Here is a 14,212-nt window from a genome sequence, read left to right on the forward strand (position 1 = left end):
ATACATTTTACTGAAGCTTGTATATATTTTACTGATATATGTTTAAGAACTACAGCTTAACATAGAACAACCTACTTTATGACGTGCCCATTCTGGTCGTTTTGTAAACCATTGTTGATATTTAGGTTGCTCTTCATATGGTTTTTTAAGTAACTGGTACAACTCATTAATTAAGCTATAATCTCCTTTATCAGCTTTATCAATAGCTAGTTGAGCCATGTAATTTCTCAATACATATTTTGGATTGACTGAATCCATTTGTTGTTTTCTATCTAGGTCTGAAAGAGATTCTTTTTGTAATCTGCTTAAATATCTATCGAACCAATCTTGCCAATGCGTTTTTATTTCCCCTTCAATTTCATTGATCGAATAAAAAGCATCCTTAATTTTATCAAAAGCAGTATTAAAATTATCTTCCGAAGAAATGGTCGACAAATTTCTATAAAAAATGGTCATGTCTGTTTCGGACAATTGTAAGGTTTCCTCTAATCTATCTATTAGTTCTTTATCTCCTTCGTCAAGGGTTGTCAATCCTAATTTAAATTTCTTCATTTCAAGATACCTTTCTTCATACATAGTATTGTACTCGTTTAAAATTTCTTGTAAAGTATCAGCGTCTTCAATTAATGGATACAATGCGTTGGCTAACTGAAACAAATTCCAAAGACCAATATAGCCTTGATTTCCGTATCGATATCTTTTAAATTGAGCATCGGTGGTATTAGGAGTCCAACCTAAGTCATAACCTTCTAACCACCCGTATGGACCATAATCGATAGTTTGTCCGAGTATAGACATGTTATCGGTATTCATAACTCCATGGACAAAACCTACACGTTGCCAATGAATAATCATGTCTATAGTTCTATTGCGAACTTCTGTAAAGAAGTCTAGGTATTTTTCTTTTCCTTCTGAAGTTATTTCAGCATAAAAATGCTGAATGGTATAATCGGCAAGCTGTTTTAAAATTAAATGTTGTTTGCGAGCTGCTAGGATTTCAAAATTTCCAAATCGTATAAAACTTTGGGAAGCTCTACATACAATAGCCCCTTTTTCATAGGCTGGATTTCCATTATACATCACATCTCTTAAAACTTCATCACCCGATAAGGAAAGCGATAAGGCTCGTGTAGTTGGCACACCTACATGATACATAGCTTCACTACATAAGTATTCTCTAATTGAGGAACGTAATACCGCTAATCCGTCTGCTGTTCTTGAGTAAGGAGTTTCTCCAGTTCCTTTTAATTGCAGCGCCCAACGTTGTTTATTATGCACTATTTCTGTTAAATTGATAGCTCTTCCATCGCCTAATTGTCCAGCCCAATTTCCAAATTGATGACCACCATAACACATGGCATATGGATGGGTGTTTTCTAAAATTAAATTTCCAGTGATTACTTTTAAAAAGTCTTCTGATTGTGCTTCTTTTGAAGGTATTCCAATTGCAGCAAGCATTTCTTCGGAAACATGTATCAGTTGCGGATTACTTGTCTTTTTAGGTATTACATATGAAAAACAAGCATCTAAAACTTGTCTGCGTGAGTTTTCTAAAATTTTATCAGCAGGTAGTTCTTTGTTAAAAGTATCTTGAATGTTTAGTTTCATTATTTAAGTTTGCTGTATACTTCTAAATCTACATAATTATTATTAGAGAGTAATTCTGCTTTTTTTTCAGTTCCTTCAAAGGTAAAGTTAAGGTGCTGGGGAATTTTTTTACTCGGAATATTTCCTACCGCACATTTAATTAATATTTTATTTAGTTTCAGTTCTTCAAAAGCAAATTTAGTAAGAGCGTTTACAGATTTAGTAATAATTCCTTTTTTCTGAAATTTGCTAGATAACCAGTATCCAATTTCTGTTTCACTAAGTTTACGACTAGTATTTTTAAAAGAAATCAATCCAACGAAGGTGTTGTTATATTGAATAGTAAAAACATATTCAAATTTGTTTTTAGGAGCATCAACAATTGAGTTTACAAAATTCTGAGTATCTGCAATTTTTTTTGTGTATTGAACAAAAGGAAGCCATTTTCCTAAATAGCTTCTTTGAGAGTTTATAGTAGCGTAAATATCTGTAGCATCACTTTTCTCTAACTGCTTTAAAACAATACTATCATCTATTTTTAGTGAAATCATTTTGCAAATTTATTAACATTTAGGTTTGCTAAACCTATTATATTAATTATTTATAACTTGTTTTACAAGTTTCACATAGTAAGATATCTACTTTTAGTGTGATCTTATCTAGTTTAGAAGCTATTTCATGTACAAAACTATTGTAAGTATTATGTTCTGGAGTGATATTGTTGGCTTTAATTTTCTTGTAGTATTCGCCTTCCCATTCTTGTTTACCCCAGCAATTCGGACATATTCCTTCAGGAACTTCCATTGTAGTATCTCCTTGTTCTTTTGCACTGAAATAATTTTTGATACTTTCTATTATATTCATAATTCTGGTTTTAAATGTTAAACATTATTAGGGAAATATCGCTGTATCCAGGTTCCTATAATATTACCTGTGTAGATACTGTCTTTAGGGTTGGTTAGTAAATGATCTGCATTATCTAAGCTAATAAAGCTTTTGGGATGATGTGCGTTTATAAAGAGCTCTTGAGCATTATTTATACTAACTATAGTATCAATTGGGGAATGAAATATAAGAATGGGTTTTCGGAGTTTTTTTGTGATTTCAGCCAAATCGGTTTTGTCAAAATCAGCAACAAATTCGTTGTTAATTCGAAAGGGTCTTCCTCCAATATTAATTTCTACTTCTCCCTTTTGTTTTACTTCTTCAATACCATGAGAAAAAAGATGTTTCACATGACTCACATCTGCAGGAGCACCAATAGTTGCTACTGCTTTTATGTTTGAAAGTTGAGAAGCAGCAACAATAACAGCTGCACCTCCTAAAGAATGCCCAATTAATAAGCTAGGTGATTTGTAATGTTGTGTAATGTATTCATTTACTGAAATTAAATCATCCACATTAGCAGAGAAATAACTTTCTGAAAAATTTCCTTCGCTTCTTCCTAATCCAGTAAAATCAAATCGAACAACTCCAAAACCGTATTTTGTTAAGGCTCGACTAATGTTTCTAACAGCATTTAACGTACTACTACAGGTAAAGCAATGTGCGAAAATTGCATAGTGCTCTGGAGGTTCATTTTCGGGAAGTTCTATATGTGCTTGTAATTTATATCCTTTGTTGTTTATGATGCTTAGCCGTGAACTTCTCATTAAATAGTATGTTTATGGTTGTATTAGTTTTTCTAACCATTTGATTAGTTCTTTATCTGTCGGATTTCTTAGCTTTTTCTTACCAATGGTAATTGTAGGAAAGTTGAGTTTGTTATTTTCATATAAACTACGGAGCTCCTGAGCAAAATGCTCATTTTTTTCAACGTCTAAAAAATCAAAATTGAAGTTTCGATTTTTTAAAAATTGCATATAATATTGCGTTTTATGGCAACGCTCGGCTCCGTAAAGTTTAATTTTTTGAAGCATTTATTTTAGTTTATCGGCGTACATTTTTCTAAACTTGGCTAGTTTTGGAGTAATCACAAAATTGCAATAGTTCTGTTCTTTATTCTGATTGTAATAATCTTGATGATACTCTTCTGCAGGATAAAAAATAGTGAGTTCTTCCAAGGTAGTTACAATAGGGTTCTCAAAATAAGGTTGTAATGTTTCAATAACCTTTACAGCAATTTCTTTTTGCTGTTTATTATTGTAAAAAATTGAAGAACGGTATTGTGTACCTACATCGGCACCTTGCTTGTTTAAGGTAGTTGGGTCGTGCGTTGTAACAAAAATGGTAAGAATTTCTTCATAAGAAATAATATCAGAATCAAAAGTTATTTGAATAACCTCGGCATGTCCTGTTAATCCAGAACATACTTCCCTATATGTTGGTTTACCAGGAGCATTACCTCCTGTATACCCTGATACTACTTTTTCTACTCCCTGTACTTCTTGGAAAATAGCTTCTGTACACCAAAAGCAACCACCACCTACTGTAGCTATTTTTTTAGGCATTGTTTTCTAATTTTATAGATAATGAATTTACACAAAAACGAAGCCCGCTAGGTTCTGGACCATCTGGAAAAACATGCCCTAAATGCGCATCACAAGTGTTACATAAAATTTCTACTCTTACCATTCCGTGGGTAGTATCTTTTATATATTGAACAGCATTTTCTTTAATGGGTTGCGTAAAACTAGGCCAACCAGAACTTGATTCGAATTTAATACTAGAATCAAATAGGGGAGTGTTGCAACAAGTACAATTATATTTTCCTGAAGAGAATGAAGAACAATGCTCTCCACTAAAAGGTCTTTCAGTTCCTTTTAATCGAGTGATTTGAAATTCTTCTGAAGTAAGGATTTCTTTCCATTCTTGTTCTGTTTTTTCGACTCTTTTGTCAGGTTTAGGATTGCCGTTTACAGCAAAATATATGATGTCTTTCCAGGTTAACATTATTCAGTTTTTTAAAATAAATTTATGTATAATTATTGGCTAATTGCTACGTTATAATAGTCGGTTTAAGATACATCAATTTACAGTTAGTATTGATATTGGCTATTAAAAATTATTTATAATTTAGCGAAAAACATTTTTATGGAACAGTTATTGGCAGAAGTTGAAGAATTTGTGATTCATCATTTAAATGAAAATTTAGATCCTAAGTTTGTTTATCACAATATTGCTCATACGCAAAGAGTTGTTGAAAAAACGAAGGAGTTAATTGAAGGAGCAAAAATAGAAGGCGAAGATGCTGAAAACTTAGTGTTGGCAGCATGGTTTCATGATACAGGTTATACGATGAGTATGGAAAATCATGAGGATTTTGGTATTCGTATAGCTGAAGATTTTTTCAAGTCTAAAAAACTTTCGGAAGAGCGAATCGCAAAAATTTCTCAGTTGATTAATGCTACTAAAATGGGAGAAGTTCCTGTTACTGAAGTTGAAAAAATTATAAAAGATGCCGATTGTTCTCATATAGGAAGTAAGAGTTTTTCTGAACAAACCGAACTTCTTAGAAAAGAGTGGGAGCTAACCAAAGATAGAGTGCTAACGGAGAATGAATGGTTAGATGAAAATATTGGTTTTTTAACTAACCATCATCGATTTTATTCAGATTTTGCATCTAAAAATTGGGATAAGACTAAAGGAAAAAATTTAGCTCAATTATTGAAACAACAAAAAAAGTTGAATCAAGAAAATGTAAAGTTAAAGCAGAAAAAAGAAGAGTTAGCTTTTAAAAAGAATAAGGTTGAGTTACCTGAAAGAGGGATTGAAACCATGTTTCGTGTTGCTTTAAGAAATCACATTACGTTAAGTGATATTGCCGATACAAAAGCCAATATTTTACTTTCGGTAAATGCAATTATTGTGTCTTTAGCGTTGTCTAATTTATTGCCTAAACTAGACAATCCGTCGAATCATTATTTAGTGATTCCATCGTTGATATTTATCGCTTTTACAGTAGCTTCAATTGTACTTTCAGTACTATCTACAAGACCTAATGTAACACAAGGAAAGTTTACAAAAGAAGATGTAGCTAATAAAAAAGTAAATTTATTATTCTTTGGAAATTTTCATCAAATGAAATTGCCAGATTTTGAATGGGCAATGGACGAAATGATGAAAGATCGTGATTATTTATACGGTTCTTTAACCAAAGACTTATACTTTTTAGGATTAGTATTAAATAGAAAGTATAAATTACTACGAATTACGTATACCGTATTTATGATCGGTATTATAGTAAGTGTAATTGCTTTTGGAATAGCATTTAGAATACAAGATGTAGCTGCAAATGCAGTTTAATTAATAAAAGAAAAAAGCGGCTTTGTAGCCGCTTTTTTATGATTTAAATTCTTCCATTAACTCGTCAATAGTAATGGTTTTTTTGTCGTCAAAATCTTTTTGGTAGATTACTTCGGCGCGTAAAGCTTTTAAGCCAGAGACACCTTGTAGGTCTTCAAGTTCTAAAGTTTCTACTTTACCTAATAAGTTTTTAGATTGTAGGTATTTTATATATTTTAAATATTCACGAGCATCTTTGTCTTGAGAATAAACGATAGCAATTTTACCAGGAACAGTTAAACGTTCTTCAGTTCCTTTTATATGGGCTTTATCGATACGTTTTTTTATGATTTCATATCGAATATTATAAGCACCATCTACATCAAATTGCTTTTCATCCATCCTAAATTTAATAGCTAACGGATTACTGTGTACTAAAATTAATGAAGCTACTTGTAAATCATGTTCCATAGATTTTCTAGCAGTATTTGCTACGTTTTCCATTTCGCACATTACTTGTAGTTGCCATAGTCTTAAGTTGTATAAATATAAATCGTCATACTTTTTTTCATTAGTTAACGACTGTCCAATATACATGTTGTATTCTACACCATCTGTTTTATAACGTTCGAAATAGTGGGGAAACATAGCTTGAGCTTCTTCTTGCTTACAGTCTATAAACTTGGCTAATTTGCTGTTTAATAAAGTAACGCTATGTTCATACGCTTTTCTTTTTTCATATACTACATGTAAATTAGGGTCTAACCTATCCATGTAAGTAGCTACTAAAGCTTTTAAATCAGTATTTATTTCTTTAATATGATTAAAGACTGGATAAATATCACGTTTTAGAAAATCTAAAATACCTATTTCGTCACCAGCTTTTAAACCGCCTTTAACTTCGCTTAAATAATTGGCAACTCTAAACATTAACTCATTGTAAATAGGAAGTTTTTCATCTTTACAAGCTGCTTTTAATACAGAAATAGCTAATGTTAATTGAGTAATTAAATCTTCTTTAATGGCATTGTTTCTAGCTGTCGAAGATCCTTTAATATCTGATTGACCATATAAAGGATGTACATCGTCAAAAACAATTTCATCAATTTTTATGTCTTCTACTTTATTGTAAACATCAGTTTGATACTTCTCTGCGGCATCATAAAAACGCCATTTAACTGAAGGGTGAATTGATGTGTAATGTTCTTGTATTGTTGCTTCTAAAATATTTTGATATTCGTCTGCAGAACGCTCAACAGCTGCTTCAAAAACTGGAATTAAATCTTTTAATTTTTGTTGATTTACTGTATTTAAATCGTAAGCTCTTGGTGAAGCAATTTCTATTAACGCTAAATCGTTGTTAGAAGTAGCTTTAAGAGGAATTAAAATAAGGCTTCCAATATTTTTCTCTTTTAATCTTTTATAGAAAGGATTCTGATTGGATTGTTTTCCATATTTTTCAACATCAGATATGGTAACATTTTCTACTTGACGAAATACTTTTTCTATAATATGGCTACAGAAAAACTGATCACATTTAATAGTGTTTTCATCATTTAAAATAAGGCTTTCAGATTTTTTTATACGAGTCGATTCTAAAGCTTTTTTTGAAGTATCGAATACAGAAAAACCAGTTGTTAAATCTTTAATATTAAAAAACTCACGTAAGTCTTTTTGAAGCTTTTCATTAATACCATCATTGTGTTTTTCTAACAAGGTGTTTCTAACTGAAGAAATAGTTTCGTCTGCAGTAACATCAAACAAATTCATTAAACCAAATCCTTTAAAAATATAAGAGTTTGGTGGGAATTTTTCTTTCCAAACATCAATGTTGTAAAAATTATCTAACAACATTTCAATGTCTTCTTGGGTAATCTTTGGAGCATTTTCTGTTGGATGAATTTCCATGAAGTCACCATTAAAAGCTACTCTATAATGTTTGGTTGTGTCTAAATTTTTATCAGGAATATCAAAGAAGAAAGGTCTTTTTAAGTCTACTGCTTGTTGATACACCATGTTTAAAATTAATATACAAGAGTGTATATACATTAAATCTTCTTCGAAATTACGAACCTTTAATTCATAATTGTCACCTGCGTTTTTTATAATGTTTTCAAAACGATTGGTAAATTTAAAAGAAGTAAAGGTAAAGGGAATAGTAGCTGCTTTTATTTCATTATTAGTTAAAGCAATAGGAAACAAACCTTCTAATAGAAGATCAATAATCTCTTGATGTTTTTCTAATAATGAAAAATCAGAAAAACCATTAATTAGCTCAGGATATTTTTCTACTTCTTTTACTAAGATATTTGCTGAGGCATGAAAAGGGTGCTCTTTTTGCACTTCACTAGCATATCCACGTAACATGTCATACACTTTTTCAAAACTAATGTTTAAGTGTAATGGTAACTCAATATTTTGTAAGCTTTTAGGTTGTCTTATTTCCATATTCTCTATTCCTTTCTAACTGCAAATTTACAAAATTGCTTGTAGATAGTCGTTTTTCTATGTTTTTCCTTTCAAAATCAACAAAAAATCCATTGCTTGCAAACAATGGATTTTATAAGGAGATTAAAAATGAAAATCGTATTCTCGAATTTTTCCTTTTTTTCCTAAACTGTTAAATTTCCAACTAAAACCGAGCATGAAATATTGTTGAAGCACTGTACTTTCTGAGTCTTCTATGTAGTTATTTGTGGCTCTTCGTTGTGCATTATTATTTTGATTTAATAAATCATAAGCTTTTAAGGTAATACTTGCTTTGTCATTTAGTATTGAATATGCTAAGGTTGAGTTCCAAAACCAAGCAGATTTATTAAAGCCTATTACATCAGGATTGTAAGTGTATTTAATATTGTTTCTCCATTCTAATTTCTTAGGGAAATTAGTTCTAGTTCTAATATCAAAAGTGTGTCTTGTAAAGTTTTGATTTTCGAAATTATCAATATCAAAAGAAGTTCTTGAAAAACGAACCGCATATTCTGTATTGATTCGTATAATTTTATTCCAGTCTAAACGAAGACCAACGACTGGAGTTACCCCTGTAGTAACAGCGCTGTATTTAACATCGTTAAAAAAGTTGATGCTTTTTTGAGAGTTTAATCGACCATCTATTTTAAACCTAAGATTTGTAATAGAGTCTAGCTTTATTTTTTTACTGTAACTACCTCCAGCCCAAATATCGTAAGCTCCATTTACATTTTCGTAAGTTGTGGTTCTAACTAAGTCGTCATTTACGGTGCTTTTTGAAACGATTTGATTGTTGTTTAAACCACCACTTACATAAAACCACATACCTGTTCCTTTTTGCCAATTGTACTTGTGGAAGTTGATATAACCTCTGTGACGTTCTGTAGGTCTTAAATTAGGATTACCAGTAACAATGTTTAATGGATTAGAAATATCTGTAAATGGTTGGATTTGATTTAAACTTGGAGCATTGTTTTCTAAAGAATAATCAAAGTAAATAGATGCTTTAGATTCGAAAGTATATCGGAAACCTGCATCTAAATTAATATTGTTAAAATCTCTATTTAAACTAAGTTGAGGTCTGAGTTTGTCATTATTTTCTAAGGTTCTGTTAACAAAACCAGTCTCGAAGTTAAAACGCCACTTTTTTGATTTATAAACTAATTCTACAGAAGGTGTTTTAGTAATATCATTATACGTAAAGTTTGAACTTAAATCAGTGTTAAAAAGATCGTATTGATTGGTAACAGAATTAAAGTCCATTGTGTTTTCAACGTTTTCTCTTTCATCTCTTCGATAGCGATAATTAAAGTCTAAGAAGAACTTTTTCGAAATAAGTGGATAGCGATAAGAAATACGAGTGTTAATAGTATTTAAGTCGTTAGAAACATCACTAAATTGATTTCTGTTTTCTACCGAAGGAACTTTAAAAGTTTCTCTGTTTAAAAGCGCATATTCTTCTGAAGTTGATTTGTCTATTTGATTGGTAATCGAAGCTTTTATAAAAGAACCTTTGCTATTTAGTTTTTTAGTGATTTCTAGGCTGTTTTTAAAGTTTTTAGCGGTAGAAGAATTGTTAATTGTACTTGTAGATCTGTTAGTTAGTACATTGTCATTATCTAAAGATTCTTCTTTTCGTTTATAGTTTCCATCTCGTTTATTAAAAACAAAAGAAGGTCTAATGTTGATTAATAGAGTTGAGTCTATTTCAATATCAATTTCGGCATCAATAGCGTGGTTGTCATTTTCATCTAATGAATTAGAGTTTGAGTTTGAAAAAAAGCGTTGATTATCTGGTAAAATATTTTCTCTGTTACTTTTGGCATCATTTTCAGAAGAGCTACCTGAGTAAAAATAATTTACATTAACATCTAATCCTTTTTTATAAGTGTCAGCATAAGTTGCTCCTACTGTACTTGATTTAATAACACCTTGTCCGCCACCAAATCTACGACCATTAATACTGAAACTACCATTGCTATTAAACCAAATACTACCTCCACCACCAAACATTTTTTGAATTTCTCCAAAACTAAACCCAGGTGAGTTAATGTTGTTCGTGCTTGCTAATATGCTAAATCGTTGATCGTTATCAAAGCGATTTATCATTGTGGCTCCTTCATAACGTTTTTCGGTTCCTGTACCTGCAGAAACTCTACCAAACCATCCTTTATTGTTTTCTTTTTTTATAGTAAGGTTTATAGTTTTATTATTTGCGTCTCCTTTTTCTCCAGTAAAGGCTTCAGATTTTGTTTTGGTATCTGTAATTTGAACTTTTTCAATAATTTCTTTTGATAAGTTTTTAGTCGTAATCGTTGGGTCGTTACCAAAGAAAGGTTTTCCGTTTACTAAGATTTTATTTACAGGTTTTCCGTTTACGGTAATTTTTCCTTCAGCATCAACTTCTACTCCAGGAAGTTTCTTTAATAAATCCTCAACATTAGCATCTTTCTTTGTTTTAAAGGATTTTACATTGAATTCTAAAGTATCCTTTTTTACAGTAATAGGAGCCCTAGATTTAATGACAACTTCGTTCAAAACATTACTTTCTTCTTTTAGGTTGATAACTCCTAAATTAATTTGAGAAGCAGGAAGTTGAATTTTCTTGGTGTAGTTATCCATTCCTACATAAGAAATGAATAATTTTAAATCTTTAAAAAAAGATTTTCCTTCTAAGGAAAATTCACCTTTTTCATTTGAAATAGTATAAGAAATAACAGAGCTGTCCTTAACTCTTTCTAAATGAATTGTGGCAGCTTCAATAGGTGTTTTTTCTTTTTCTGATTGAATTTTTCCTTTAATTTTAAAAGGATAAGATTGCGCAGAAAGTTGCGCAGATAGCAGTAGTGTAAAAACAAAAAATAGTTTTTTCATAGTCTTAGCAAATTATTGTAAAGATGCAAAAGAACAGAAAAAACTATTTTAATATTGTTAATTTATGTTAAACTTATTTTTGTCTAAAATAAATACTAATTGGTACGCCTGTAAAATCGTAATGTTCTCTTAATTTATTCTCAACAAAACGCTTGTATGGGTCTCTAATATACTGTGGTAAATTAGCAAAAAAAGCAAATTGAGGAGTATGCGTTGGTAATTGCATACAATACTTAATTTTTACAAACTTACCTTTAATTGCAGGAGGAGGGAAGTTTTGAACAATATCTAACATTGTTTCGTTTAACTTACTTGTTTGAATTTTACGTTTTCTGTTTTCAAACACGTCAACTGCAGTTTCTATAGCTTTAAAAATACGTTGTTTTGTTAATGCAGAAATAAATACGATTGGTACATCTGTAAAAGGTTCGATTTTTTTACGGATTTGTCTTTCAAAATCACGCATTGTATTGGTTTCCTTTTCAATTAAATCCCATTTATTTACTAGAACTACAATTCCTTTTCTGTTTTTTTCTGCTAACCAGAATATTTTTTCGTCCTGTCCTTCAAATCCACGAGTAGCGTCAATAACAACAATCGCAACATCACAGTGTTCAATAGCACGAACAGCACGCATTACAGAATAAAATTCTAAGTCTTCTTTTACTTTAGATTTTTTTCTAATACCCGCAGTATCTACTAAATTAAATTCAAACCCAAAACGGTTGTATTTTGTATCGATAGTATCTCTTGTAGTACCTGCAATGTTGGTTACAATATTTCTTTCTTCACCAATTAAAGCATTAATTAATGAAGATTTACCAGCGTTTGGTCTTCCCACTACGGCAAAACGAGGAAGTTCATTGTCTGTTTCTTCATCTTCTACAGGTTCTGGAATTTCTTCTACAAGTGCATCTAATAATTCTCCTGTACCACTACCGTTTACTGAAGAAATAGTATGATAATCTCCTAATCCTAAATTGTAAAATTCTACAGCATCGGCTGCACGCATAGCATTGTCAACCTTGTTTACAGCCATAAATAATGGCTTTTTAACTTGACGTAAAATTTTTGCAACAGCGTCATCCATAGGAGTTATTCCTTGCTCAACATCAACAACAAATAAAATAATATCTGCTTCATCAATAGCTAGTTGAACTTGCTTGCGGATTTCTCCTTCAAAAATATCATCAGAACCAACAATATATCCTCCAGTATCAATTACTGAAAACTCTTTTCCGTTCCATTCCGATTTTCCGTAGTGTCTATCACGAGTAACCCCACTTACTGAGTCTACTATGGCTTCACGACGTTTAATTAAACGATTGAATAAAGTTGATTTTCCTACGTTTGGTCTTCCTACTATGGCAACAATGCTACTCATTCTGCAAAAAATTTTTGCAAAGATACAATTTACAGTATGAAATTAAGCCTAATTTTAAATACGATACTTTTTTTACTACATTGTAAGCAATTAGTTTATGTCTTATGGATGATCAATTGTACAATCAAATTTTTTTTAAACCTAGGTTTCAAATAGACTTTGGGATGAATGCAGATGTTTTATTGTCGAAAATATCAAAAGAAATTACTGAGGAAGATAAGTATAAAATAAAACTAGTAGATAATCATATAGTGATTGATGTTCCTGAAAAAGACAATCATTATTGGTCGCCACAATTGCAATTAGAAGTAGAAAGTTTAACGGAAGAAACCTCAAAAATAAAAGGATTGTTTGGTCCCAAGCCTCAGGTTTGGTCACTATTTATGTTTATTCATTTTGGAGTGGCAACTGCATTTTTAGTGTTTGTAATACTAGCTTATATAAACGTTACATTAGATAGGGAAGGAATTTTTCCTATCGTAATGTTAGTGGCGTTGCCTATTGTTTGGGTAGCCTTATATTTATTAGGTAGAATGGGGAAATCGACAGGACAACCTCAAATGGATGAACTGAAAAATTTCACAAAAGATTTGCTAAAAAAAATAAAAACGAATTAGACTTATTATTAATCTTTATATCCAAAACGACGTAATTGACGATCGTTAGAACGCCAATTCTTATTAACTTTTACATATAGATCTAAGTAAACTTTTTTATCGAAAAAGTGTTGTAGATCTTTTCTTGCATCAGTTCCTACACGTTTAATTGCAGATCCTTTATGACCAATGATAATTCCTTTTTGAGTATCGCGCTCTACCATAATTACAGAACGGATTTTTATGATATCATCATTCTCAACAAAGCTTTCGGTTTCTACTTCAACCGAGTAAGGAATTTCTTTTTTATACTGTTGAAGAATTTTTTCTCTAATAGTTTCATTTACAAAGAACCGTTCGGGTTTGTCTGTTAACTGATCTTTTGGGTAAAATGGAGGAGCTTCTGGTAGTAGTTCAATAATTTTATAAAAAACAGTTTCTACATTAAACTTTTCTAAAGCAGAAATTACATACACAAAAGAATTAGGAACTTTACTTCTCCAATAGGCTATTTTTTCTTCAACTTGTTCTTGAGAGGATTTATCAATTTTATTCAATAATAATATAACAGGTATTTTGCTATTAATTATTTTATTGAAAAAAGCTTCGTTTTTCAGCTCTTTTTCGCCAACTTCTACCATGTAAATTAACACATCGGCATCTTCAAAAGCAGATTTTACAAAATCCATCATAGATTCCTGTAACTCATAAGCTGGTTTAATAATACCAGGAGTATCTGAAAAAATCACCTGATAATCGTCATCATTCACAATACCCAAAATACGATGACGGGTTGTTTGTGCTTTAGAAGTTATGATTGAAAGTTTCTCGCCAACCAAGGCATTCATTAAGGTAGATTTACCTACGTTAGGGTTACCAATAATGTTTACAAATCCTGCTTTATGTGTCATGCGGCAAAGATAGTGGGTTTTGAATTAGAAAATATATTTTTTATAGGCTTGTTTGCGTGTGAGTTAAGAAATAAAATAGAATTTAGTTGTAGTTTTATTTGGTAGAAATAGAGAAAAGAGCGTATATTTGCACCCACAAATCGCGGGATAGAGCAGTAGGCAGCTCG

At 31.1% G+C, this 14,212-nt stretch carries 13 protein-coding genes; 2 read left to right on the forward strand and 11 right to left on the reverse strand.

Features of this window, described 5'->3' with window-relative positions:
• Nucleotides 1-42: 42 nt before the first annotated feature.
• Genes WH52_RS14225 through msrB form a run of 7 tightly spaced genes read right to left on the reverse strand, consistent with a single transcriptional unit; the run spans nucleotide 43 to nucleotide 4,479 of the window.
• Nucleotides 43-1,608 (reverse strand): protein adenylyltransferase SelO, encoded by a 1,566-nt coding sequence (locus WH52_RS14225; RefSeq protein ID WP_086031635.1) that lies wholly within the window; start codon nucleotides 1,606-1,608, stop codon nucleotides 43-45.
• Nucleotides 1,608-2,138: a GNAT family N-acetyltransferase gene (locus tag WH52_RS14230; RefSeq protein WP_086031636.1), complete on the reverse strand. Its 531-nt coding sequence runs from the start codon at nucleotides 2,136-2,138 to the stop codon at nucleotides 1,608-1,610. The genes WH52_RS14225 and WH52_RS14230 overlap by 1 nt, the downstream gene beginning before the upstream one ends.
• A gap of 46 nt (nucleotides 2,139-2,184) precedes the next feature.
• The gene (locus tag WH52_RS14235; protein ID WP_086031637.1) at nucleotides 2,185-2,451 is read right to left on the reverse strand and encodes a hypothetical protein; all 267 of its coding nucleotides are present in this window, start codon (nucleotides 2,449-2,451) and stop codon (nucleotides 2,185-2,187) included.
• 17 nt (nucleotides 2,452-2,468) lie between these two features.
• The gene (locus WH52_RS14240; RefSeq protein ID WP_086031638.1) at nucleotides 2,469-3,239 is read right to left on the reverse strand and encodes an alpha/beta hydrolase family protein; all 771 of its coding nucleotides are present in this window, start codon (nucleotides 3,237-3,239) and stop codon (nucleotides 2,469-2,471) included.
• 12 nt (nucleotides 3,240-3,251) lie between these two features.
• Nucleotides 3,252-3,506, reverse strand: coding sequence for a glutaredoxin family protein (locus WH52_RS14245; protein WP_086031639.1), 255 nt, complete (start codon nucleotides 3,504-3,506; stop codon nucleotides 3,252-3,254).
• Nucleotides 3,507-4,037 (reverse strand): peptide-methionine (S)-S-oxide reductase MsrA, encoded by a 531-nt coding sequence (gene msrA / locus WH52_RS14250; RefSeq protein ID WP_086031640.1) that lies wholly within the window; start codon nucleotides 4,035-4,037, stop codon nucleotides 3,507-3,509.
• Entirely contained in the window at nucleotides 4,030-4,479 is a 450-nt protein-coding gene (gene msrB, locus WH52_RS14255; RefSeq protein ID WP_086031641.1) for a peptide-methionine (R)-S-oxide reductase MsrB, read from the reverse strand. The genes msrA and msrB overlap by 8 nt, the downstream gene beginning before the upstream one ends.
• Nucleotides 4,480-4,620: 141 nt before the next feature.
• Here msrB and WH52_RS14260 point away from each other — a divergent pair, with 141 nt between their 5' ends.
• Entirely contained in the window at nucleotides 4,621-5,832 is a 1,212-nt protein-coding gene (locus WH52_RS14260; RefSeq protein ID WP_086031642.1) for a Pycsar system effector family protein, read from the forward strand.
• A gap of 36 nt (nucleotides 5,833-5,868) precedes the next feature.
• Here the strand turns inward: WH52_RS14260 and WH52_RS14265 are convergent, their stop codons facing one another.
• From WH52_RS14265 to der, 3 genes are all read right to left on the reverse strand, one after another.
• A complete protein-coding gene (locus WH52_RS14265; protein WP_086031643.1) occupies nucleotides 5,869-8,259 on the reverse strand; it encodes a GAF domain-containing protein in 2,391 nt (796 codons plus the stop codon).
• Between the two features lie 123 nt (nucleotides 8,260-8,382).
• On the reverse strand, nucleotides 8,383-11,154 hold the full coding sequence (locus tag WH52_RS14270; RefSeq protein WP_086031644.1) for an outer membrane beta-barrel protein: 2,772 nt from the start codon (nucleotides 11,152-11,154) through the stop codon (nucleotides 8,383-8,385).
• Nucleotides 11,155-11,227: 73 nt separating this feature from the next.
• The gene (der, locus tag WH52_RS14275; RefSeq protein ID WP_086031645.1) at nucleotides 11,228-12,538 is read right to left on the reverse strand and encodes a ribosome biogenesis GTPase Der; all 1,311 of its coding nucleotides are present in this window, start codon (nucleotides 12,536-12,538) and stop codon (nucleotides 11,228-11,230) included.
• A gap of 104 nt (nucleotides 12,539-12,642) precedes the next feature.
• On the opposite strand from der, the gene WH52_RS14280 reads away from it, so the two are divergent.
• A complete protein-coding gene (locus WH52_RS14280) occupies nucleotides 12,643-13,155 on the forward strand; it encodes a hypothetical protein (protein WP_086031646.1) in 513 nt (170 codons plus the stop codon).
• Between the two features lie 8 nt (nucleotides 13,156-13,163).
• Here WH52_RS14280 and era read toward each other — a convergent pair whose 3' ends face one another.
• Nucleotides 13,164-14,045, reverse strand: coding sequence for a GTPase Era (gene era, locus WH52_RS14285; RefSeq protein ID WP_086031647.1), 882 nt, complete (start codon nucleotides 14,043-14,045; stop codon nucleotides 13,164-13,166).
• Nucleotides 14,046-14,212: the final 167 nt, after the last annotated feature.

This window comes from Tenacibaculum holothuriorum, assembly GCF_002120225.1.
GTDB lineage: Bacteria > Bacteroidota > Bacteroidia > Flavobacteriales > Flavobacteriaceae > Polaribacter > Polaribacter holothuriorum.